Origin of the sequence: Pseudomonas huaxiensis (assembly GCF_003231275.1) — a bacterium.
In the GTDB taxonomy this organism is placed as follows: Bacteria; Pseudomonadota; Gammaproteobacteria; order Pseudomonadales; family Pseudomonadaceae; genus Aquipseudomonas; species Aquipseudomonas huaxiensis.
In genome coordinates, this window is sequence record NZ_QKVL01000018.1 from 69,763 (window position 1) to 92,637 (window position 22,875).

The 22,875-nt window shown below is 59.8% G+C and carries 19 protein-coding genes and 2 pseudogenes; 8 read left to right on the top strand and 13 right to left on the bottom strand.

Annotated features, from left to right (window positions below; all coding sequences use genetic code 11):
• The first annotated feature begins 415 nt into the window (after positions 1-415).
• The gene (gene rlmKL, locus DM374_RS19005) at positions 416-2,608 is read left to right on the top strand and encodes a bifunctional 23S rRNA (guanine(2069)-N(7))-methyltransferase RlmK/23S rRNA (guanine(2445)-N(2))-methyltransferase RlmL (RefSeq protein ID WP_110971278.1); all 2,193 of its coding nucleotides are present in this window, start codon (positions 416-418) and stop codon (positions 2,606-2,608) included.
• Positions 2,609-2,706: 98 nt separating this feature from the next.
• Positions 2,707-5,097 carry a sensor domain-containing diguanylate cyclase gene (locus DM374_RS19010; protein ID WP_110971316.1) on the top strand — a complete coding sequence of 797 codons (2,391 nt, stop codon included), beginning with the start codon at positions 2,707-2,709 and terminating at the stop codon, positions 5,095-5,097.
• Between the two features lie 10 nt (positions 5,098-5,107).
• Here DM374_RS19010 and dacB read toward each other — a convergent pair whose 3' ends face one another.
• Complete coding sequence (gene dacB / locus DM374_RS19015) at positions 5,108-6,556, bottom strand: D-alanyl-D-alanine carboxypeptidase/D-alanyl-D-alanine endopeptidase (RefSeq protein WP_110971279.1); 1,449 nt, start codon at positions 6,554-6,556, stop codon at positions 5,108-5,110.
• 214 nt (positions 6,557-6,770) lie between these two features.
• Here dacB and DM374_RS19020 point away from each other — a divergent pair, with 214 nt between their 5' ends.
• A complete protein-coding gene (locus DM374_RS19020) occupies positions 6,771-7,115 on the top strand; it encodes a YggL 50S ribosome-binding family protein (protein WP_110971280.1) in 345 nt (114 codons plus the stop codon).
• 39 nt (positions 7,116-7,154) lie between these two features.
• Here the strand turns inward: DM374_RS19020 and DM374_RS19025 are convergent, their stop codons facing one another.
• Positions 7,155-8,705: an ATP-binding protein gene (locus DM374_RS19025; protein WP_404821341.1), complete on the bottom strand. Its 1,551-nt coding sequence runs from the start codon at positions 8,703-8,705 to the stop codon at positions 7,155-7,157.
• Entirely contained in the window at positions 8,665-9,738 is a 1,074-nt protein-coding gene (locus DM374_RS33210) for a hypothetical protein (protein WP_177431577.1), read from the bottom strand. Before DM374_RS33210 ends, DM374_RS19025 begins: the two co-directional genes overlap by 41 nt.
• Positions 9,739-10,483: 745 nt before the next feature.
• Between DM374_RS33210 and DM374_RS19030 the strand changes: the two genes are divergently transcribed.
• Positions 10,484-11,095: a helix-turn-helix domain-containing protein gene (locus DM374_RS19030; protein WP_110971282.1), complete on the top strand. Its 612-nt coding sequence runs from the start codon at positions 10,484-10,486 to the stop codon at positions 11,093-11,095.
• 166 nt (positions 11,096-11,261) lie between these two features.
• On the opposite strand, the pseudogene DM374_RS34375 reads toward DM374_RS19030, so the two are convergent.
• The 9 genes and pseudogenes from DM374_RS34375 to DM374_RS33215 form a co-directional block, all read right to left on the bottom strand.
• Positions 11,262-11,360: pseudogene (locus tag DM374_RS34375) on the bottom strand (histidine kinase dimerization/phospho-acceptor domain-containing protein); the annotation flags it as partial.
• Positions 11,361-11,384: 24 nt separating this feature from the next.
• Positions 11,385-13,448, bottom strand: a pseudogene (locus tag DM374_RS19035) (transporter substrate-binding domain-containing protein); the annotation flags it as partial.
• Between the two features lie 7 nt (positions 13,449-13,455).
• A complete protein-coding gene (locus DM374_RS19040; protein WP_110971317.1) occupies positions 13,456-14,082 on the bottom strand; it encodes a response regulator transcription factor in 627 nt (208 codons plus the stop codon).
• 233 nt (positions 14,083-14,315) lie between these two features.
• Complete coding sequence (locus tag DM374_RS19045) at positions 14,316-15,647, bottom strand: deoxyguanosinetriphosphate triphosphohydrolase (RefSeq protein ID WP_110971283.1); 1,332 nt, start codon at positions 15,645-15,647, stop codon at positions 14,316-14,318.
• Positions 15,648-15,709: 62 nt separating this feature from the next.
• Positions 15,710-16,873, bottom strand: a complete 1,164-nt coding sequence (locus tag DM374_RS19050; protein ID WP_110971284.1) for an EAL domain-containing protein — start codon at positions 16,871-16,873, stop codon at positions 15,710-15,712.
• A gap of 101 nt (positions 16,874-16,974) precedes the next feature.
• Positions 16,975-17,319 (bottom strand): hypothetical protein, encoded by a 345-nt coding sequence (locus tag DM374_RS19055; protein ID WP_110971285.1) that lies wholly within the window; start codon positions 17,317-17,319, stop codon positions 16,975-16,977.
• Positions 17,316-17,684 (bottom strand): phage holin family protein, encoded by a 369-nt coding sequence (locus tag DM374_RS19060; RefSeq protein ID WP_110971286.1) that lies wholly within the window; start codon positions 17,682-17,684, stop codon positions 17,316-17,318. The genes DM374_RS19055 and DM374_RS19060 overlap by 4 nt, the downstream gene beginning before the upstream one ends.
• A gap of 10 nt (positions 17,685-17,694) precedes the next feature.
• Positions 17,695-18,009 carry a DUF883 family protein gene (locus DM374_RS19065; RefSeq protein WP_095158005.1) on the bottom strand — a complete coding sequence of 105 codons (315 nt, stop codon included), beginning with the start codon at positions 18,007-18,009 and terminating at the stop codon, positions 17,695-17,697.
• Positions 18,010-18,067: 58 nt separating this feature from the next.
• Positions 18,068-18,298 (bottom strand): hypothetical protein, encoded by a 231-nt coding sequence (locus DM374_RS33215; protein ID WP_157969726.1) that lies wholly within the window; start codon positions 18,296-18,298, stop codon positions 18,068-18,070.
• Between the two features lie 20 nt (positions 18,299-18,318).
• Here DM374_RS33215 and DM374_RS19070 point away from each other — a divergent pair, with 20 nt between their 5' ends.
• Entirely contained in the window at positions 18,319-19,527 is a 1,209-nt protein-coding gene (locus DM374_RS19070; protein ID WP_110971287.1) for an ammonium transporter, read from the top strand.
• A gap of 6 nt (positions 19,528-19,533) precedes the next feature.
• Here DM374_RS19070 and DM374_RS19075 read toward each other — a convergent pair whose 3' ends face one another.
• A complete protein-coding gene (locus DM374_RS19075; protein ID WP_110971288.1) occupies positions 19,534-21,492 on the bottom strand; it encodes a monovalent cation:proton antiporter-2 (CPA2) family protein in 1,959 nt (652 codons plus the stop codon).
• Positions 21,493-21,658: 166 nt separating this feature from the next.
• Between DM374_RS19075 and DM374_RS19080 the strand changes: the two genes are divergently transcribed.
• From DM374_RS19080 to DM374_RS19090, 3 genes are all read left to right on the top strand, one after another.
• A complete protein-coding gene (locus tag DM374_RS19080; protein WP_110971289.1) occupies positions 21,659-21,895 on the top strand; it encodes a glutaredoxin family protein in 237 nt (78 codons plus the stop codon).
• A 117-nt stretch (positions 21,896-22,012) separates the two neighbouring features.
• Complete coding sequence (locus DM374_RS19085; protein ID WP_110971290.1) at positions 22,013-22,444, top strand: D-Ala-D-Ala carboxypeptidase family metallohydrolase; 432 nt, start codon at positions 22,013-22,015, stop codon at positions 22,442-22,444.
• A 94-nt stretch (positions 22,445-22,538) separates the two neighbouring features.
• On the top strand, positions 22,539-22,850 hold the full coding sequence (locus DM374_RS19090; protein WP_110971291.1) for a transcriptional regulator: 312 nt from the start codon (positions 22,539-22,541) through the stop codon (positions 22,848-22,850).
• The last annotated feature ends 25 nt before the right edge of the window (positions 22,851-22,875 follow it).

Sequence of the window (22,875 nt, forward strand, 5' to 3'; positions counted from 1 at the left end):
GGTGACAACCTGAGTTGAGTTCTAACCAATGGGGATGGACGTGTGAACGAACAATTTGTCATAAGCACGTAACTTTTCCATGGGTGAGAGGATAAGTAAAAAATTGATTCAAGGCGGGAGTTGGGGCAAAGCCAGCTATTATCAGGGTTTGCCTGACCTGTAGATCAAATTGCCACCGTCGGGAACCATTCTCGTCACCGGTTGGTAAAAACGACGAAGGGTCGCTTTTGTAACCTTTTGCCATCGAATTTTTCATTCTGCCCGGCGATCAAAGCCTTTTTGCCTTCCGCAAGAAGGGCTCGCCGGGTGGCCCGGTACGTCAACGCGTGCCACTCGGGCGCTTGCCGAAGGCGCCCGTTCAAACTTCGAAGGGCGATGCGCTCGCTCCTTCACTATGCCCAAGGCTGGATGACTCATGTCGGACCGTTTCGAACTTTACCTTACCTGTCCCAAAGGCCTTGAAGGCCTGCTCGCCGATGAAGCACGCGGCCTGGGCCTTGAGGATGTGCGCGAGCACACCTCGGCGCTGCGCGGCTCGGCCGACATGGAAACCGCCTACCGCCTGTGCGTCTGGTCGCGTCTGGCCAACCGCGTCCTGCTGGTGCTCAAGCGCTTCAACATGAAGAACGCCGACGACCTGTACGACGGCGTCAACGAAGTGGACTGGCAAGAGCACCTGGACGCCGCCGGCACCCTGGCCGTGGAGTTCAGCGGTCATGGTTCTGGCATCGACAACACCCACTTCGGCGCCTTGAAGGTCAAGGACGCCATCGTCGACAAGCTGCGCAACGCCCAGGGCGAGCGGCCGTCGATCGACAAGCTCAATCCCGACCTGCGCGTCCATCTGCGCCTTGAGCGCGGTGAAGCAATCCTCTCCCTCGATCTGTCCGGCCACAGCCTGCACCAGCGCGGCTACCGCCTGCAGCAGGGTGCCGCGCCGCTGAAGGAAAACCTCGCCGCTGCGGTACTGATCCGTGCCGGCTGGCCACGGATCGCTGCCGAAGGCGGCGCGCTGGCCGACCCGATGTGCGGTGTTGGTACATTCCTGGTGGAAGCGGCGATGATTGCTGCGGATATCGCTCCCAACCTCAAGCGCGAGCGCTGGGGCTTCACCTCCTGGCTCGGTCATGTCCCGGCGTTGTGGCGCAAGGTACATGACGAAGCCAAGGCTCGTGCCGAAGCCGGCCTGGCCCGTCCACCGCTGTGGATTCGCGGCTACGAAGCCGACCCGCGCCTGATCCAGCCGGGCCGCAACAACGTCGAGCGCGCCGGCCTGAGCGACTGGGTGAAGATCTACCAGGGCGAAGTCGGCACCTTCGAGCCGCGCCCGGACCAGAACCAGAAAGGCCTGGTGATCAGCAACCCCCCTTACGGCGAACGTCTGGGTGACGAAGCCAGTCTGCTCTACCTCTACCAGAACCTCGGCGAGCGTCTGCGCCAGGCCTGCCTGGGTTGGGAAGCCGCGGTGTTCACCGGCGCGCCGGACCTGGGCAAGCGCATGGGCATCCGCAGCCACAAGCAATACGCCTTCTGGAACGGCGCCTTGCCGTGCAAGCTGCTGCTGATCAAGGTCGAGCCCGACCAGTTCGTTACCGGCGAGCGCCGTTCGGCCGACCGCAGCCAGGATGACGAGCGTCCGGCGGCGGCGCCTGCGAGCGAGCCGGCGCGGCTGAGCGAAGGCGGGCAGATGTTCGCCAACCGCCTGCAGAAGAACCTCAAGCAACTGGGCAAGTGGGCGCGTCGCGAACACATCACCTGCTACCGCGTCTATGACGCCGACATGCCCGAGTACTCCCTGGCGGTCGATCTGTACCAGGGCTGGGTCCACGTGCAGGAATACGCCGCGCCGCGTTCGGTCGATCCGGAAAAAGCCCAGGCCCGTCTGTTCGACGCGCTGGCGGCGATCCCGCAGACCCTTGGCGTCGATCAGAGCAAGGTGATCCTCAAGCGCCGCGAGCGCCAGACCGGCACCCGTCAGTACGAACGGCAGAACACCCAGGGTCAGTTCACCGAGGTCAGCGAAGGCGGCGTCAAACTGCTGGTGAACCTCACCGACTATCTGGACACCGGCCTGTTCCTCGACCACCGGCCGATGCGCATGCGTATCCAGCGCGAGGCTGCGGGCAAGCGCTTCCTCAACCTGTTCTGCTACACCGCCACTGCCAGCGTGCACGCGGCCAAGGGCGGCGCGCGCAGCACCACCAGCGTCGACCTGTCGAAAACTTACCTGGACTGGGCGCGGCGCAACCTGTCGCTCAATGGTTACTCGGACAAGAACCGTCTGGAACAGGGCGATGTCATGGCCTGGCTGCAAGCCAGCCGTGAGCAATACGACCTGATTTTCATCGACCCGCCGACCTTCTCCAACTCCAAGCGCATGGAAGGGGTGTTCGACGTGCAGCGTGACCACGTCGAGCTGCTCGACCTGGCGGTAGCCCGCCTGGCGCCGGGCGGTGTGCTGTACTTCTCGAACAACTTCCGCAAGTTCCAGCTCGATGAGCATCTGCAGGAGCGTTACGCGATCGAGGAAATCAGCGCCCAGACCATCGATCCTGACTTTGCCCGCAACACCAAGATCCACCGCGCCTGGCGCATCCAGGCACGGTGAAGTAAATGACGCATTCGGGACTCTCAAGATCGTGGCTACTGGCTATTATTGAAGAGAGCCCTGAGTGCCGTCGCGGGCCGACGTTGTGAGTCATGACCATGTCGATCCCAACCCAGCGCCCAAAGATGCTCGGCTTCATCAGCGAAGAAGTCTCCGCCTGGCTGGTCGCCGTGGTGGCGCTGGTGGTCGGCGGTCTGCTGACTGCCTTGCTGGCGCTGGCTGCCTGGCAGCTTTACCAGCAGCAACAGGCGCAACGCTTCGAACTCCTCGCCAATGAACGCTACAGCCGCATCGAAGAGCGTCTGCTAGACCAGACGCAGCGCCTCGACAGCCTGCGGCGTTTCTTCGTCTACGCCCAGGAAATCACCCGCGACGAATTCGACGGTTACGTGAGGCCTCTGCTGCACCGCTCCCAGGCCTATTCCTGGGCACCGCGGGTCAGCCAGGCGCAGCGTGCCGATTTCGAGCGGCAGACCCGGGAACTGCTCGGTCGCGATTTCAGCATCCGCGAACTCGGTGAGGGCGGCGTACTGCAACCCTCTCAGGTGCGTCCGGTGTATTACCCGGTGCTGTTCAGCCAGACCCTCAGCAAACTGCCGCCGCCCTTGGGTTTCGACCTGCTGTCGCAGTCGGTGCGTCGTGACGCCTTGAACCGCGCCTCAACGCCCGGCTCGATAGCGGTGTCGGCGCCGTTCGACCTGATTGGCGTCGATCCGGCCTATGCCCGCGGTATGCTCATGGTGGCACCGGTGTTTGCACCGCAGCAGCCCGACCCCGGACCCAAGGGTTATGTAATGGCGGTGCTGAGCATGCGCCAGTTGATGGCCGACGGCTTGCCCAGCGCCGAAGAAGACAACCTGGTGGTGCGGATCCTCGACCTCTCCGCTGCGGGTGAGCCCGAGGCGCTGTTCCAGTCGGGCAATACCGTGGGCGACTCGCCGCTGGAGATGCGTCAGGTGCTGCACCTGGGCGATCGTTCCTACCAACTCAACATGTTCCCCAGCAAGGTGTTCCTCGACGGCGATCGCTCGTCGGCCACGGCGGTGGCGTTTCTCGGCGGGTTGTTGAGCCTGTTGCTCAGCGCCCTGTTGTTCAGCCTGTTCAGCCAGCGCCAGCGCGCCCTTACCCTGGTGGAGCAGCGCACTGCGGAACTGCGCATCAGCGAAGAGAGCCTGCGCGATACCCACAATCAGTTGCGCAGCGTGCTGGAGGCCGCGACCCAGGTGGCGATCATCGCCACGGACCTGCATGGACAGATCAGCACCTTCAATGCCGGTGCCGAACGCATGCTCGGCTACAGCAGCGAAGAGGCGGTGGGCAAGCTGACCCTGGAACACCTGCTGTTGCCGCAGGAAGTGCAGGAGCGCGCGCGGCTGATGAGCCTGCGCTTTGGTCGCGAGATCAGCAGCAGCCAGGCAATGCTGGTGGACAGTGTGCCGGACATCGACGAAGAACCCGGCGAGTGGACACTGCGGCGCAAGGACGGAACGCACCTGTCGGCGAACATGCTGGTGACCGCTGTGCTGGACGAATACGGGTTGTGGGTTGGCCACCTGGCGATCTGCATCGACATCACCGAGCGCAAGCGTGTCCACGAAGCCCTTGAGGCCCGGGACAGGCTGCTGGAAAAACTCACCGCCCAGGTCCCGGGCGGGATCTATCAGTTCCGCCTCGACCCCGATGGCAGCTCGTGCTTCAGTTACGCCAGCGAAGGCTTGCGCGATATCTATGAGGTCGACCTGATGCTGCTGCGCCAGGACGCCACCGCAGTGTTTGAGCGTATCCATCCGGATGACCTCGGCAGGGTCCGTTATTCCATCCGCGAATCCGCCGAGCAACTGACGCCCTGGCGCGAAGAGTACCGGGTGCAACTGCCCAAGGCCGGTCTGCGTTGGGTTCGCGGTGAGGCGACGCCGGAGTCGCTGCCCGATGGCGGCACCCTGTGGCATGGCTACCTCACGGATATCTCCGACCTCAAACGGGTCGAGGAGGAGCTGCGAGCGCTGTCGGTCACCGACTCGCTGACCGGCATCCACAACCGCCGTTACTTCCAGGAGCGCCTGAAGACCGAGCTGGAGCGGGCCCAGCGCGGCGGCCAGGACCTGGCGGTGATCATGCTGGACATCGACCACTTCAAGCACATCAACGACCAGTACGGCCATGCCATCGGCGATCACGTGCTGCAAAACCTGTGTCAGCGCATCAGCCACCGTTTGCGGCGTACCGATGTGTTCTGTCGGCTGGGAGGGGAGGAGTTCATGGTGCTGTGCCCGGGCAGCAATGCCGCCCAGGCCCACTCACTGGCGCTGGAGTTGTGGCAGGGGCTGCGCAGCGTACCAGTGGAAGGCGTCGGTCGGGTCACCGCCAGCTTTGGTGTGGCGGGCTGGCGCCCCGGAGAGGGCGCCGATGCCTTGTTGCTGCGTGCCGATTCCGGGGTCTACCTGGCCAAGCAGGGCGGCCGCGACCGGGTCGAAGCCGAACAGTTCTGACCCCGGCGTATTACTCGGTGCCGGCCACTTTCGGCTGCTTGTACAGGTCCAGCAGGATCTGGTCGAGCACCGCCGAAGCGCCCCACGGACGTGGATCGTTGAGGATCGCCGCGACTGCCCAGGTGGTGCCGTTGCTGTCGCGGCTGAAGCCGGAGATGGCACGCACGGTATTCAGGGTGCCGGTCTTGATGTGCGCTTCGCCGGCCATTGCGGTGCGCTTGAGGCGCTTGCGCATGGTGCCGTCCATGCCGGTCAGCGGCAACGAGCTGATGAACTCGGCGGCGTATGGGCTTTTCCAGGCGGCTTGCAGCAGCGTGGCCATTTCCCGCGCGCTGACCCGTTCGGCACGGGACAGACCGGAGCCGTTCTCCATTACCAGGTGCGAAGCGGTGATGCCTTTCTTCGCCAGCCACTGGCGCACGACCCGCTGCGCAGCGCGAGCGTCGTCGCCGTCAGCATCGGTACGGAAACGCGCGCCCAGGCTCAGGAACAACTGCTGGGCCATGGTGTTGTTGCTGTATTTGTTGATGTCGCGAATGATCTCCACCAGATCAGGGGAGAAGGCCCGGGCCAGCAGGCGTGCGCTCTTCGGCACGTCTTCGACGCGGTCGCGGCCCTGGATGGTGCCGCCCAGTTCGCTCCAGATCGCCCGTACGGCGCCGGCGGCGTAGGTCGGATGATCGAGCAGCGAGAGGTAGGTTTGCGAGTTACAGCCTTCGCCCAGTTGGCCGGTGACCGTCACCGTCACGCCGTCGGCCTGGACCACCGGGTTGTAGCGGACTTCGCCGCTGCACTGCTTGCTCGGCAGGGCCTTGACCTGGTTGTCGATGCGGATGCTGGCAATCGGCGGCTCGACCGAGACCAGTACCCGGCCACCGTCATTGCGGGCGACGAAGCGCAAGGCCTTGAGGTTGACCAGCAGCGAGTCGGGCTTGACCAGGAACGGCTTGTTCTCGTCGCCACCGTCGTCATTGAACTGCGGCAGTTGCGGCTGGATGAAATGGCTGCGGTCCAGCACCAGGTCGCCGGTGATGGTCTGCACGCCGTTGGCGCGCAGGTCACGCATCAGCAGCCAGAGCTTTTCCATGTTCAGCTTGGGGTCGCCACCGCCCTTGAGGTACAGGTTGCCGTTGAGTACGCCGTTGCTCAGCGGGCCGTCACTGTAGAACTCGGTTTTCCACTGGTAGGTGGGGCCGAGCATTTCCAGGGCGGCGTAGGTGGTCACCAGCTTCATGGTGGAGGCCGGGTTGACCGAGACATCGGCGTTGAAGATGGTCGGGGTGCCCGGGCCGTTGAGCGGCAGCATCACCAGCGAAAGGGCTGAATCCTGGAGTTTGTTGCTCTTGAGGGCTTGCTGGACCTTGGGCGGCAGCGTGTTACTGACGGGAGCGGCATGGGCCGGCAGCGCGAGTGGCAGGAGCAGGCCGGCGAACAACAGCGAGCGAAGGGATGGGGTCATAAGCACTGAAACCCTGCGGGCGAGGGGTGAAAAAAACGGGGCTGAACAGGATGATGGCCCCGGCATGAAAAAATGATAGCGCGCATTATGCCCCAAGCCCGTGCCCGCGTGCGCCGCGAATGCGCGTCCGTGTGGCGGTTTATCGGGTTTTATCGGGCAGCGCACGGGCGAAGCTGTTAAAGTGCCGCGCGTTAATACTCAAGAGGATTGTTTCATGGCTACCAACCGTTCCCGCCGTCTGCGCAAAAAACTCTGTGTAGGCGAATTCCAGGAACTGGGTTTCGAACTGAACCTGGAATTCAAGGAAGACCTGAGCGATGAAGCCATCGACGCCTTCCTCGACGCCTTCCTGGCAGAAGCTATGGATGCCAACGGCCTGGACTATGTCGGCGGTGATGACTTCGGTCTGGTCTGCTCGGCCAAGCGTGGCTCGGCTACCGAAGAGCAGCGCGCTACCGTTGAGGCCTGGCTGAAAGGTCGTGGCGAGCTGACCAAGATCGAAATCAGCCCGCTGCTGGACGCCTGGTACCCGGAAAACCCGGTCAACCCGGTCGCCTGACAAGCAAATGCGGCAGCCCTGGTGGCTGCCGCATTCGTTTCAGTCTTTCCCTTTCTGATCGACGTCCGTCGATTCTGGCAGGCTCGCCAGAGTTTGCCGCAGGGTCTCGTCGACCCGTTTCATCTGATACAGCACTTGCCGCTTGCGGCGCCTCAGTACCGGCTCCGGTGCGAACCGCTCACAGACTTCCTCAAGCTTTTCACAGGCCAGCATCAGTGCTTCGGCCTGGACGATGCGTGCCACCCCGAGAATCTGGTGGGCGATATTCTGCAACGGCAGGGGGTCGCCATGGGTGTCGATTTCCTGCAGCCGTTGCTGGTCTTCCGGGCTGCTGCGCAGCAGCGTTTCCAAGAGACGGCGCAGTTCTGCGGGACAGTCGCCGATGATCGGTTCGAGGCCCTTGAGATCAAGCAACGCGGGAGGGCTGGTGGCTGGTGGCTGCGTTGACACGCTGGCGAGGCGCTGGCCAAGGGTGTGCAAGCCGATAGGTTTGAGCAGGCAGTCGCTCATGCCGGCCTGTTCGCAGCGCTCGCGGACTTCCGGCTGGGCGTTGGCGGTGTAGCCGAGAATCGTCGAGGGCGTCCTGCCTTGTTGCTGTTCCTGCGCACGTACCGCGCGGGTGAACTGGTAGCCGTCCATATGTGGCATGTTGCAGTCGACGATAAGTACGTCGTAGTGAGCCGACTCGAACATTGCCAGGCCCTGAGCGCCGTTGTCGACGCAGGTGTATTGCACGCCGAGGAATTCCAGTTGCTGTGCAACCAGCAGGAGGTTGGCCGGGTGGTCGTCGATCACCAGCACGTTGAGGCCGGCAGCGGGCATCGGCGGCACCAACTCCTGGGGCTTGGGCTCGCAGCACTCCGGCAGGCTGCGCAGTGGCAGGCTGACGCGGATTTCGGTGCCTTCGCCGGGCTTGCTGAACAGGCTCAGCTTGCCGCCCATCATCTCGCACAGGCTGCGGCTGATGACCAGGCCAAGGCCGCTGCCGCTGCGGGCTTGCGAGCTGTCGGGTTCGATCTGGGCGAACGGCTGGAACAACCGCTGCTGGTCTTCCAGGGCGATGCCGACGCCGGTGTCGCAGACCGACAGTTCCAGTTGCAGGTCGTCGCGGTTGCTGTCGCCAGTGGTGGGCAGATTGGAGATGGCGAGATCGATCTTGACCTGGCCCCAGGTGGTGAACTTGATGGCGTTGCTGACAAGGTTCGAGAGGATCTGCCTGAAGCGCATGGGGTCGAGCAGTACGTCGCGGTGCGCGGTGCGGGAGATGGCGAGGGTCAGTTCCAGGCCTTTCTGCCGCGCCATCCCTTCGAAGACCTGGGTGGTGGACTGCACCAGCTCCGCCGGGTCGACGCGTTCGGGGCTGAGGTTCAGGTGCCCGGACTCAATGCGGGCGATGTCGAGGATATCGCCGATCAGCAATAGCAGGTCCCGCGCGGAATGGTAGGCGACCTCGATGGCCGGGCGATCCATGGGCTGTCCGTCGGGGCGCTTGAGCGCCAGTTCGAGCATGCCGATCAGGGCAATGATCGGCGCTTTTTGTAGAAAAAACCTATGGCTTAAAATTAGTTTTTTTATTTGGTGGCTGTTCAATTACTGCATTGCTAAAAAACAGTTTTTCAATAGCTGATATATCATTATCCTTGTCATTTTCTTGCTTTGAATATAGTTCAATGTCTTTTTTCAAGTTTTGTATATCTGACGATGTAAAAAGCAGTTCATAGACGCTTTTAAATGTATTTTTACAATATTCATAAAACTTAGGGCTGGATGCTTCAACTTTTTGCTGAATAGATAAAAATACACTCGATTTTTGCATTTGCTTGGTGAATTCATCTACGATGTTTTTCGCTTTGTTCAAGTTCTCTATGCGTGACTCCAATAAATCCGCCTTTTCTAAAATGGAATTTATCCTATCAATTGCTTCTCTGTTTTTTTCAAAAACAAATTGATCCTTTTCAAAATGCTCTTTTTTTGTGTTCTCTTTACTTTCCCCTCTCTTAAATCCTATTTTTTTGAAACTCAATTCAGCCTCATCTTGAAGATTTGACCATATTGAATCACTTCCTCTTTTTTGCAAATCTCGGAGTGGTTGTTTTTTAGTTTCAAAATTATAATTCATGAAAATCATTTGGGCGTGATAGTTCATTATATATCGCTTTTGCTCTTCATTGTAATGTCCCTCGTCTGCATGAAAAACCCAGCCCAAACTTTTAAATCCAGTCTTTTCTTCTACACGCTTCGCATAGTCATTTAGACATTCACGCATATCAGATTGATAATCAAGACTTGTTTCTTTTAAGTCATTAAATTGTGCTTCTGATAATGATAATACACAGTCAAGAAATGTATTGGCATTTTTTTGAAATTTCTTTCCCTTTTGCGCCTCTGCTAATTTTATTTGGCTTTGATAATCTTTCAGTATGTCATTATTAGAACTAAAATTGTTTTTTGAAAATCCTTCAATAACATTTTTGTTTTTCAAAAACGAACGCTGAACGTGTCCTATTTCTCCTTTTGCTTGGGAGTCTTTGTAGTATTTAAAATTTGCTGATACATAGTTTTTCATTGTTGCTAATTTTGTTCTTAATTTAATGATAGCATTTACTGCTTTAATAAAGCGCATTTAGCGATAAAATTATATGTGCTTTAATAAAGCGATACTTGTGCAGTGCTTTAATAGCAGTGCCTTCAGTTCGAAAGAAGTGTTTTAGCCCACTAAAACACTCTTCGAGTGTGTGGTCCCCTCGCCGGGTGGCATCTCCGATGGCTCTACGAGGTGTCCTCGCCGGACGGCCCCTACCGGGGGTATCCTCGCCGGATAGGCCAGTCGTCGATAACGATTGATCTCGCTCCCGCTCGCTCAATCATTCTCAACGACTTTGATATCTTGTTCGTCCGTCGCCTATGGCGACTTTTTAGACGAACAATCTTGATGACTGAATCAGATAACAGAGCATCATCTTTGATGATGCTGGGCAGCGTCGCAGACTATATTTTCCCCCGCCGGGGGTTAGGGGGGATTACAAATAACCAACATGTAACTCTGTCCCCCCAACGCGGGGGTTAGGGGGGGATTAGCGGAGTTTACAAGCGAAGCGATGTAAGTGACGCAATGACGATTGAAAACAAGTTTTTGAACCCTTAAAAATAATAGATATAGAGCATTAGGCAGGCCGTGGCCTTGAAGCAATTTAACTACTTGACACGCGTAGCTGAACTACTTGACACGAGTAGCCGAACTACTTGACACAAGTAACATATTTAATCAAATATAAGTAGGAAATAAAAATATTAAAATATTTCTCAATTTGCTACTTGTTTTTGATTATTAATATGTATAATTAATAGTATAACAATCATAATCAGTAATGAGTAAGATAAACAATCAAAAGAAAGTAGTTTATGAGAACAACAAAACCATTGTTAATGACAAGGGCGAGGTTCTTCAAGAAACAAGTGAAACAGTTTCAAGAATGCCTAATGAGCCGAATTTCGTGAAAATTTACATTGATGGAATAAGTAAAATTTACAACCTATCGAACGGGGAGAATTCTTTTTTATTCGAACTATTAAAGCTCGTCAATTACGATAATGAAATTGTTTTAAACAAAGGCATAAAACAAAAAATCGCAGCAAGAATTGGAATAAAAAGTCAAACCGTAGATAACAACATTTCAAAACTTAAAAAATCAAAGATAATTGTAGAGACTCAATTCAGAGGCATATATATGATCAGTCCAGAAATTTTTGGAAAAGGAGCCTGGTCAGAAGTTTATAAATATCGTGCAAAATATCAAAAATTATGCATATCTATTGAGATAGACAATGAAACAAAAGACATTAAAAACGCAAAGATTGACATAAAAAGAGTCGATGATAATGAGAAAATCGAAAAAGCAGCAAAAGAAAAAAACCAAACGACAGATGAATTTATTCACGATTTAGAAAAAATTGATATTGACAATATTGACTTTATTTAAACAGCAACATCAAAAGCTATTTTCTGCGAAGCTGACCAGAATCATCGAATGATGATTCTCTGCAATTTGATTCTGCGTTGCGCGTTGCGCGTCTAAAAAGTGCTACGCACGGACGCACAAACCGCACCAGCCTTTGCTTTAACAATTTTCTACTAATTCCCCTGCTGATTGCATTCATCGGCGTGCGGATCTCATGGCTCATGGTCGCAAGGAAGGTGCTCTTGGCGCGGCTGGCGGCATCGGCCTGCTCCTTGGCCAGGCGCAGGTCCTGGACCAGTTGGCGGCGCTCGCTGATGTCCAGCCAGCCGCCAATGATGCCTTTGACTTCGCCGAGGGAGTCGCGGTACGGCAGGATCCAGTGATAGATCGTCAGTTCAACGTTCTTCATCATCAGGGGCCGGTCGAGGATCAGCGAGCGGCCTTCGTTCATGACCCGCAGGTAGTCGGCCTGGATTTTCCGCGCATCGTCCGAGCCGCCCAGGGGTGCGTCGTCGATGGGTTTGCCGAGGACATCCTCGGGTCCGGCGCCGAGGGCCTGCAGGTAGCTTTCGTTGCAGGTCTGCAGCAGGCCGTCGCGGTCGCGGACATAGATTGGATGGGGCGTACCGTTGACCATCGCGCGCATGAATTCGAGTTGGTCGTTGAGTGCGCGTTCAGCGGCCTCGCGCTGTTTGATCTGGCGGCGCATCCAGGCATTCCAGGCCAGTGACAGCAGCAAGAGAACCAATGTGCCGAGGATCACTTTGAGGATGGTCTGCTGGTAGCTCTGCCAGTAGGAGTAGGTGTTGCCGCTGTAGGCGCGCCAGCGGCTGTTGATGATGCCCATTTCCTCGGGGACGATGCTGGTCAGTGCCTTGTCGAGGATCGAGGCGAGTTCGTGGGCATTGCGCGAGGTCGCCAGGGAGAAGGTGGCGGAGGCATCGCTGACTGTGGAGCGGATCACCAGGTCGCGCTGGGTGGTCAGGTTGAAATTGGCGTTGATCAGGGCCATGACCATGCCTTCGACCTGACGATGCGCCAGCAATGAAGCGGCCGCGGCGATGTCTTCGGTGGCCACCAACTGGATGTCGGGGTACAGCTTGCGAATGTTTTCGTTGAGCATATTGCCGCGGGTGACCGCCAGGCGCCGGCCTCGCAGTTGTTCGAGGGTTTGGGGTGCGTCCTTGCCGTCGCGTGTGACCAGCACGTAGGAATTTTCCAGGTAGGGCCGGCTGATGGTCAGAGTGGCGGCGCGCTCGGGGCTGGATGAAATCGCCGCAATCATGTCGGCATGCCCGTGGTTCATCTGATCGATCATGTCGCTGATGCCGCTGCTGCGCCGAACCTCGAACTGCAGCCCGGTACGCAGGCGAATCAGTTCCAGCAGGTCGGCAGCGATGCCCCGGAGGTTGCCGGATTTGTCGAAGAAGGTCAGTGGCGCGGCATGTTCATCGACGGTTACCCGCACCACCGGATTCTTCGCCAGCCAGCGTTCTTCTCTGGGCGACAGTTGCAGCTTGCGGTCGGTCAGCAGGATGCTGCTGCCGGCGCTCCAGCGTCGGAAAATGCTGGCGCGGGTGGTGCTGGTGACGGCTTCCAGGGTCTTGTTGACCAGGGACAGCAGCACGGGATTGCTTTGGTGCACGGCAAAGCCGAAGCCCATGGCTTCGTGCTTGGCGAAGTTGGCCATCTTGAGGTTCTGCAGGTGGCTTTGATTGAGCAGGTAATGGGTCGACACGGTGTCGCCGAGGAAGACGTCGGCCTGGTCGAAGGCCACTGCATTGAGGGCGTGATGGTAGGAACTGTAAGTACGGATGTTGGCGTTGGGGTAGGTCGCGCGGAGATCGGAGAGCGGCAGATAGTGCGCGATCATGCTCAGGCGCAGACCATTGAGGCCTGTGTCCAGCGGCCGGGTCTCGTTTTCCCGGGTCACCAGCACGGGTTGGTCTTCGGCGTAGGGTTGGGACAGTGCCACCCCCGCAGTTGCCACGTCGTAGCTGTTGGCGCTGCCTAGCAGATCGATCTCGCCTTCTACCAGGGCTTGCAAGGCCAGGTCGCGATTGGCGTAGCGCTTGATCCTGATCGGCAGTCCGAGCGTCAGACCCAGCAACCCTGCGTAGTCGGCGGTGAGGCCTTCGTAGTCACGACCGCTGGCAGTCATGTCGAACGGTGGGTAGTCCGGGGCCGAGGTGCCCAGGACCAGTTCGCGGCGGGTCTGGATCCAGGCTTGCTGGGCCGGTGTCAAGGAAATCCCCAACGGCATCTGGGCGCTTCGACTGAGCAGTTTGTAATGGGTCTCGCCGATGTCGTCTGCCATCGTGTGGTTCAGGCAGGCCATGACCAGCAACAGGCCGAGCAGCATGGACTTGAGCATGGTCGGGTCACACCAGTTCGTTGCGTTTGGCCATTTCGATCAGTTCTACCAATGAACGCGCCTTGAGTTTCTGCATCAGGCGTTTCTTGTAAGTACTGACAGTCTTGTTGCTGAGAAACATGCCTTCGGCAATTTCCTTGTTGCTTTTGCCTTGCGCGAACAGTTGAAGAACCATGAGTTCACGATCATTGACCGATTTGAACCGTTCTATTTCTTCCTCGATTTCAACCTGTTGGCGCAAGGGATAGACCGCCTGGCTGGGGAAGTAGTTATAACCGGAAAGAACCGCTTTCACTGCACTTAACAGTTCGCTCAGGTCTTCCTGTTTGCAGACATAACCGCAAGCGCCGGAAAGCATGCAACGAATGGCGAAGAGCGCCGGGGACTGTGCTGTCAGCACGAGTATCTTCAGGGGCAGCGACATGCTGTTGAAGCGCGAAAGGACTTCCAGACCGTCGAGCCGCGGGATGCCGATATCGAGAATGATCAGGTCCGGCGGGCTTTCGCGGACCATCTGCATGGCGTCTACACCGTTATCGGACTCCCCGGCGATCCGATAACCCTCGTTCTCCAGCAGCAAGCGCAAGGCCAAGCGTATGACAGGATGGTCATCGACAATAAAAACAGAGTGCATGCTCATCTTCCAAAAGGGACTCATGTAGAACCGGCACCATAGCCCAGATATGAAGCGCGCACTTAGATAGAGTGGGGTTGAGCTTTAATATAGGAATTTTCCTACTTTGTATTTTGCTATTTACTACAAAGTTTGTTTTTGAAGTTGCTGGGTTAATTATCGGTTGACCCCAACATCGCCTATTACCTCACTGCCCGTCCGGCTCGATGACGGGGCCGGACGGGAAGTGAGGTTCAGACCGGACTGGAACGCCCTGTCATTTCCCTGGCCATTTCGCTGGCGTAGCTGTCGGTCATCCCGGCGATGAAGTCGATCATGCGCAGGAACGCCGCGTGCAACGAGGCGTTTGGATCGGGAGCGTTGTTGCCGAGCAGGTCGAGGATCCGTCGATGCTTGAACGACGGCGTCCGTCCGCCATGCTGTTCCAGGGCGGCGCCGCAGAAGGAGTTGAGGAGGATTTCAAGGGTGGTGTAGGCGCCGATTTCATGCAGCGTCTTGCGTTTGTCCTGGAAGATCTTCTTGCGCGCGATGTCCTTGGCTTGCAGCACGCAGCGTTTCGCCGGCCCTTCCATGTGTTCGACCAGATCACCTTCCAGCGTGCCGGCCAGCAAAGCCCGCTGCTGCTCGACGAACGCCCGTGCCGCAGCGTTGGTCAGGTGTTCGATAGCCTTGCCGCGGAGGATCGCCAGCTTGCGCCGCCGCGAGTCCTGCGGACCGAGCTGGCGGTAGGTTTCCGGCAGATCGTCGCCGACCAGGCCGAGGAGCAGCGACTCCACTTCGGCGTAGTCCAGCAGCTCCATCTCCAGGCCGTCTTCCAGGTCAATCAGCGCATAGCAGATGTCATCGGCCGCCTCCATCAGGTACACCAGCGGGTGGCGCGCCCAGCGCTGGTTGTCGAGCAACGGCAGTTCGAGCTTGTGGGCGATCTGTTCGAGCAGCGGCAGTTCGCTCTGGTAGCAGCCGAACTTGTGTTTCTTGTAGCCCAGCGAGTCGGCGTGGCGGGCGGTCCAGGGGTATTTCAGATACGTGCCAAGGGTGGCGTAGGTCAGCCGGGTGCCGCCGTCGAACTGGTGGTACTCGAGCTGGGTGAGCACGCGGAAGCCTTGGGCATTGCCTTCGAAATTGAGGAAGTCACCCCGTTCGGCTTCACTCATCGCGTCCAGCCAGCCGCGTCCGGCCGCCTGCTGGAACCAGTGGCGGATGGCGTCTTCGCCAGAGTGCCCGAACGGCGGGTTGCCGATGTCGTGGGCCAGGCAGGCCGATTGCACGACCATGCCCAGGTCGCTCGGTTCGCACCAGCCGGGCAGGGCGTCGCGCAGGGTTTCGCCAACGCGCATGCCCAGCGAGCGACCCACGCAACTCACTTCCAGCGAGTGGGTCAGGCGGGTGTGGATGTGATCGTTGCTGGTGACCGGGTGAACCTGGGTCTTGCGGCCCAGGCGGCGGAAGGCACCGGAGAAGATGATGCGGTCATGGTCCTTGTGAAAGGGGCTGCGACCCAGTTCTTCAGGGCTGTGCAGGGTTTTGCCGAGGCGTTCGCGGGTGAGCAGTGTGTGCCAATCCAAGGCCGGTTCTCCGTATCAGGGGCAGGGGCCTAGCTTCCCGTGTCGGCCGCCGGGCCGCAAGCTCAAAGTCCGGCGGCGTCGACATCGATCAGCAGCAGGCGGCGTCCACCATCGAAGAACTGGCCGGCGGTCAGGCAGTACTGGTTGGTGGTGGCGTCGCGGTAGGTGCTGGAGAGGATCAGTCGGCGCTCGTGCCAGCCTTCGGCCAGCAGGTGATAGAAGTACGGGCGCCAGGACCAGTTGTGGCCCAGGTAGCTGGAATCGACGTGCCAGCCTTGCTGGCGCCACTCCAGGTTCGGCGTCAGCTGGGTGCCGTGGCGGTCGCACAGGAAGAAGCGCAGCAGCCAGGGGTAGGCTTGAAGGTCTGGCAACGCCTCGATCGGCGCGTTGGTCATCGCCCAGTCCTGCAGCCGTGGCATGAGTTCCACCAACTGCTGGCGCCGTTGCATCAGCCGCGCGCGTTCGGCCAGCTTGCCCTGCACATACTGCTCGCGCAGTTGGGCGAAGCGCCCGGCGAAGGTCTGGGCCGGGAAGAATCCGGGTTCGGCAGCGGCGAAGAGAAAACCTTGCAGGTAGCGTACGCCGCATTCCAGGGCGAAGTTCAGTTCGGCTTCGGTTTCGACGCCCTCGGCGATGATCCAGCAGCCGGTCTTCTCGGCCATCTGGGCCAGTGCCTTGACCACCTCGCTGCTCGGGCCGCCGCGGGCCGCAGCCTGGAACAGGCGCATGTCGAGCTTGAGGATGTCCGGTTGCAGCGACAACACCCGGTCCAGTTGCGAATAGCCAGCGCCAAAGTCATCGATGGCAACGCGCGCGCCGGCTTCCCGGTAGTGCCGCACCACCATGGACAGGCGTTCAGGGTCGCCACCCAGCTCGGTGATTTCGAAGACCACACGTTGCGGGTCGATACCCTGTTGCTGCAATTGCATCAGGCTCGGCAGCGGCTGGCCGGGTTGCAGTTCACTGACCCAGCGCGGCGAGATGTTCAGGCTCAGGAACCAGTCTTCCGGTGCCTGGCGAAACTGTTTGAGGGCCTGTTCCCGCAGGGTCCGGTCGAGTTGCAGCAACTCGCTGGAGGGAATGTGCGGGTCACTGAAAAGGGGCCCCACCGAGCGCAATTGACCATCGCTTCGGCGCAGGCGACCCAGGGCTTCGACGCCAGCGATACGGCCTGTGGCGGTGTCGATGAACGGCTGGAAACAGGCGAGCGGTTGCTCGTCGGACACGGCGGCTCCTTGTTGAGTCAGACGCAGGACGCTCGAAAGCGCGGCGGCGGGCCGGGGCCCGCCTTGAAGGTCATCGTTCTGCAAGAATGCCGCCAGTTCGCTCAGCGTTGATTGGGCGGCGATTGCATGAACAGGCGGATTAGCGGCAAAAGGCTACTAGTAAGCTTGGTCAGCCGGCCCAGGTTGCCGCTGCGGGCACCTTTACCGGTGAGAAAGCCCAGCACCACCACCGCGCCAATGCCCCACAGCGGCGCGTGCTTGATGCCCAGTCCGCCCTGCAGCCCGCTTTGCAGGTTGTCACCCATGCTGCGCAGGCGGGTCAACGGCTTGAGCGCCTGGCTCGCCTCGTGGCGGATTTCCTGGCGGTGCATTTCCATGCGCAGGCGCACCAGCGCCTTGCGCAGTTCGCGTCGATTGGTGGTTTGTGGAAGTTCTGTCAGGCTCATGGCAACAGGCGCTCCCGATCCTTGGCGAGTTCTTCGAGGGTGCCGCTGAACGGCGAGGATTCATCGTGCACCGCGGCTTTCAGGCGAATGGCGCAGAACACCGCGGCCAGGCTATAGAACACGCAGAGGCCGATGATCCCGGCGAGACGGTAGCTGTCCCACAGCAACACCAGCAGCAGGGCCGATAGTGCGGTGAGCAACAGCAGGGCGAACACCAGTGCCAGCCCGGCAAACAGCAGCAGGCTCAACGTGCGTGCCTTCTGTTCCTGAAGCTCGATGCCGAAAAGCTCTACGTGGCCGTGCAGCAGGCCGAGGATGGCGGCGCCGAGGCGCCGCGAAGACGAGCCGGTGGTTTGGTTTTCCATGCCCCGTTCCTCAGCGCCGGCTGGCCAGCAGGCCCACCAGGAAACCGACCCCGGCGGCGATGCCGATGGATTGCCATGGATTGCTCTGGACATAGTCCTCGGTGCTGGTCAGTGCTGCCTGACCGCGCACGCGCAGGTTGTCCTCGGTCTGTTGCAGTGTTTCGCGAGCGCGCAGCAGGCTGTCGTGGATCTGCGCGCGAAGCTCGTCGGCCTGGTCGCCAGCGAGGGTGGCGCTGTGTTCCAGAAGCTTTTCGGTGTCACGCACCAGCGCCTGGAAGTCGGCCTTGAGGATGTCCTGGGCGGTCTCTGCAGTTTTGCGGGCCATACGATTCTCCCTGAGGGGTTGGCAATTGGAATTTCGAGTGCGCGGTGAGGCTGAAGGTTCACTGCGATGTGGCTGGTACAGCATTTGCTTCGCAGTGGTGCGCCTTGCCGGGCGCCTGCGCCGTTTGCGGGCGCAGGCCGCTCTGGCCGGCCGCTAAACCATAACCCAATTCAAGACAAACCCAGGAAAAATCACCACGCAGCGGTCTTTCCGGCCACGGATGGGCGACCAATTGATCCAGGTTGGTGCGCGCCGGAAGACTTTCGAACCGCTTTGGTGCTTTTTCCATTCTGCAGGTCTGCCGACTTCATGGAAAATTTGCAAAGCGCCGTGGACTCTCTGGTCCAGGGCTCCAATACCCTGTTCATCCTCCTCGGGGCGGTGATGGTGCTGGCCATGCACGCCGGTTTTGCCTTCCTCGAGGTCGGCACGGTGCGGCACAAAAATCAGGTCAATGCGCTGTCGAAGATCCTCAGCGACTTTGCCGTATCGACCCTGGCCTATTTCTTCATCGGCTACTGGCTTTCCTACGGCACGCACTTCCTGCACCCGGCCGCGACCCTCGGCGCCGAGCACGGCTACGGCCTGGTGAAGTTTTTCTTCCTGCTGACCTTCGCTGCGGCGATCCCGGCGATCATTTCCGGCGGAATCGCTGAGCGTGCACGCTTCGCCCCGCAATTGTGCGCAACCTTTCTGATCGTTGCGTTTGTCTACCCGTTCTTCGAAGGCATCGTCTGGAATGGCAACTTCGGGGTGCAGGCATGGCTGCAGGAGCGCTTTGGCGCGGGCTTCCATGACTTCGCCGGCTCCGTGGTGGTGCACGCCATGGGCGGCTGGCTGGCGCTGGCGGCGGTGCTGTTGCTCGGCCCGCGTAACGGACGTTACCGCGAGGGCCGGCTGGTGGCGTTTGCGCCCTCGAACATACCGTTCCTGGCGTTGGGGTCGTGGATCCTGATCGTCGGCTGGTTCGGTTTCAACGTGATGAGCGCCCAGACCCTGTCCGCAGTCAGCGGTCTGGTGGCGGTCAATTCGCTGATGGCAATGGTCGGCGGCACTGTCGCGGCGCTGCTGGTCGGCCGCAATGACCCGGGCTTCCTGCACAACGGCCCGCTGGCCGGGCTGGTGGCGATCTGCGCGGGTTCCGACCTGATGCATCCGGTGGGTGCGCTCGCTACCGGCGCGATTGCCGGTGGCCTGTTCGTCTGGTGCTTCACCGCGACCCAGAACCGCTGGAAGATCGACGATGTGCTGGGTGTCTGGCCGTTGCACGGCATTTGTGGCGTGTGGGGCGGAATTGCCTGCGGCATCTTCGGCCAGGAACTGCTCGGTGGTCTCGGTGGCGTCAGCCTGGCCAGCCAGTTGATCGGCACCCTGGCTGGCGTGGTCGTGGCGCTGGCCGGCGGTTTTGTCGTGTACGGCAGCATCAAGCGGGTCCATGGCCTGCGCCTGAGCCAGGAGCAGGAGTATTACGGCGCCGACCTGTCGATTCACAAGATCGGCGCCACCAGCCAGGACTGATCGGCCTCAGCGGCCAGCGAGCAAGCGCGCCTCGCTGGCCTCGATGGCGGCCAGCGGGCCGCACAGCAGCACGGCATCACCAGCGTGCAGGCAGGTCGCGCTATCCACCGCCAGCTCGTTGCCATCGCGCTGCACTGTGCGCAGTTCGACGCCCAGTTGCTCCAGTCCGAGATCCGCCAGGCGGCGCCCGCAGGCATAGGCGTTGGCGCCGAGATTGACCGCGTGCATCAGCACCTTGGGCTTGCCTTCGGCGTCGACCAGATGGGTTTGCGCCCCGTGGTAGAAACCGTGCAGCAAACGGTAGCGGTTCTGCCGCACTTCGTCGATGCGCTCGCGAACCCGCGCTTCGGGCACGCCCAGCATGATCAGCGCGTGCGACGCCAGCATCAGGCTCGACTCCAGCAATTCCGGGACCACCGCACTGGCGCCGGCCGCACGCAGTTCATCACGCAGGCTGTCGTCGCGGGTGCGCACCAGGATCGGGATATGGCTGTTGAGGTGTCGTGCGGCCTTGAGCACGGTCATTGCCACGTCGGTGTTATCTACCGCGATCACCAGCAGGCGAGCCCGGTCCAGACCAATCGCCTCCAGCAATTCGCCACGGCGTGAATCACCGTAGTGCACGCAGTTCTCGCCGGCGGTAGCTTCCTGGACCCGCACCGGGTCATCGTCGAGGGCGATGAACGCCTGTTGCTCGCGGCGCAGGAAACGGCCGATGGACTGACCGACACGGCCGTAGCCGCAGATCAGCACATGGCCGTCCATTGTGGCGCTCTGCGCTTCGATTTCTTCCAGGTGAACTTCTTCGTTGGGCTTGCGGTGCAACCGCAGGGCGATGGCAGGCGCGGCGCGCAGCAGCAGCGGGGTGAGCAGCATCGAGCAGAAGGTCGCGGCGAGCAGCAGGTGGCCGAGTTCTTCCGGGAGCATGTTGCTCAGTTGCATCTGCGCCATCAGCGCAAAGCAGAACTCGCCGCCCTGCGCCAGGGCCAGGCCGCTGCGCCAGGCAGTTTCCGCATCGCTGCCACGAGCCCGCACCAGGGCCGCCACCACACAGCCTTTCAATAGCAGCAGGCCCACAGTCAGGCCGAGGATTTCCAGGCCATGGCTGGCGAACAGTTGCAGGTCGATGAGCATGCCGATACTGACGAAGAACAGGCCCAGCAGGATGTCGCGGAAAGGCCGTATGTCCGCTTCGATCTGGTGCCGGTAGTTGCTTTCGCCCAGCAACATGCCGGCGAGAAACGCACCCAGCGCGGGCGACAGGCCGAGCAGATGGGTCAACCACGCGGTGAGCAGGACGATCACCAGCGCCAGCAATACGAACAACTCCGCCGAGTGCGAGCTGGCTACCTCATGGAACAGCCGCGGCAACAGCCAGCGGCTGGCCAGCAGTAGACCGACGAACAGCACCACGGTCTTGCCCAGGGTCAGCGGCAGTGCCCAGTACCAGGCCTGGCCGCTTTCGCCGGCGAACACCGGGACCAGGGTCAGCAGCAATACCGCCACCACATCCTGGAACAGCAAGACGCCGATAGCGTTCTGGCCGTGGCTGCTGAAGATTTCGCCAAGGCTGGTCAGCTCCTTGCTGACGATCGCCGTCGACGACAGCGCCAGCCCGCCACCGAGCAACAGCGCCGCGGTGCTGGGCATGCCCAGCAGTGACAGCACGCCTGCGAGGAGCAGCCCGGTGCAGGCGACCTGCAGGCTGCCCAGGCCGAACACCACCCGGCGCAGGGCAAGCATTTTCGACAGGGAAAATTCCAGCCCCAGGGAAAACAGCAGGAATACCACGCCCATTTCCGCCAGGTCGGGCAGTTCCTCACTTTCGTTGACCCAGTCCAGCGCCGTCGGACCGACGAACAGTCCGACACACAGGTAGCCCAGCACCGGCGGCAATTGCAGGCGCCTGAACACGGCAATGACGACCAGTGACGACGCCAGGATGATCAGCAGGTTTGCGAACACACCACATACTCCATGTAAAAACGGCAAAAAAACGTCTAGATTACAGCGATCGCACGTGCCGCGAATTGACCCTGGTCAATGGGGGTATCATCGTCCGGTGTGCCTCGACGGCATTTTTTCGTGGCCCTAGAATGACCCTTTCGTCCCTTTTGTATCGGTATTTTTCATGCTTCCTGAATGCCAATTGTTCGGCACCCTGGGTTGTCATCTGTGCGAAGTCGCTGAAGCCATACTCATGCCGTTTGTCGAGCATGGCTTGCTGGTAGAGCTGGTCGACATCGCCGACGACCCTGGTCAGGTGGAGCGCTACGGGCTGCTGATTCCGGTCCTGCGCCGCTGCGACAGCGGTGCGGAGCTGAATTGGCCATTCGATGCTGACCAGATTGTGGCCTTCCTTCGTTGAGTCGGTGATTAACATCTGGATGCACATGTGTGGGTGCATCTCGTGGCTGCGGGTTGGAAAATCCGCTGGCGCTGGCTTGTGGTCAGCGTCAATTCCCCAGCCAAAGGAGTGGCACCGATGTACCTCACCCCACATTTCACCCTCGCCGAAATGACTGCCTCGCAGGTTGCCAATCGCGAGGGCATCGACAACGAACCCGACAGCCTGGTCATCGCCAATCTTGTGGACTTGTGCCGCAGCCTTGAGGTGGTGCGCAGTCTGGTCGGGATGCCGATCATGGTCAGTAGTGGCTACCGCAGCGAGGTGCTGAACCGCCGGATTGGCGGCTCCAGTACCAGTGCCCATGTCAAAGGTCTGGCCGCCGATATCATTGCTGTCTCCCTGAGCCCTCGAGACCTGGCGCAGCGAATCATTGACAGCGGGCTGTCGTTCGATCAACTGATCCTTGAGTTCGACGGCTGGGTTCATCTGGGCCTCGCCGAAGGCCGCCAGCGCCGCGAGGTGCTGACCATCCGCAAGGGCACCGGTTATCTGTCGGGCCTGCAATGAACCCGTGTGTTGATTGACGCCCATGCCGCCGGCCTCCTATCCTGTATATAAATACAGTATTGGGGCCGGCTTGTTTCGCGCCCGGAGAACAGCGATGGTTAACGTCGAACAACTGAAATACAGCGTCAATCACATGTCCGTCGACCGTGTGAGTGAAGCCGTGGTGGACCTGCGCATCGACGGGCTGGTCACCGACGACCGTACGCCGTTCGGCAAGGTGCACTTCAATACCTGCTTTGCCGAGGTCGAGGCGTTGTTCCAGCGCGCCGGCTTCCACCGGCCGCTGGATGTGGTCGGCTATCAGGGCCTGGCCTACGCCCTGTACGACGCCAGCCGCTGGGAGGCGGTCGATGTGTTGCGCTGGTTGAAGACCGCTTGCGACCAGGCGGCGGTCGAGGCTGGCTGAGGTGGCGGTCATTCGGGATAATGGC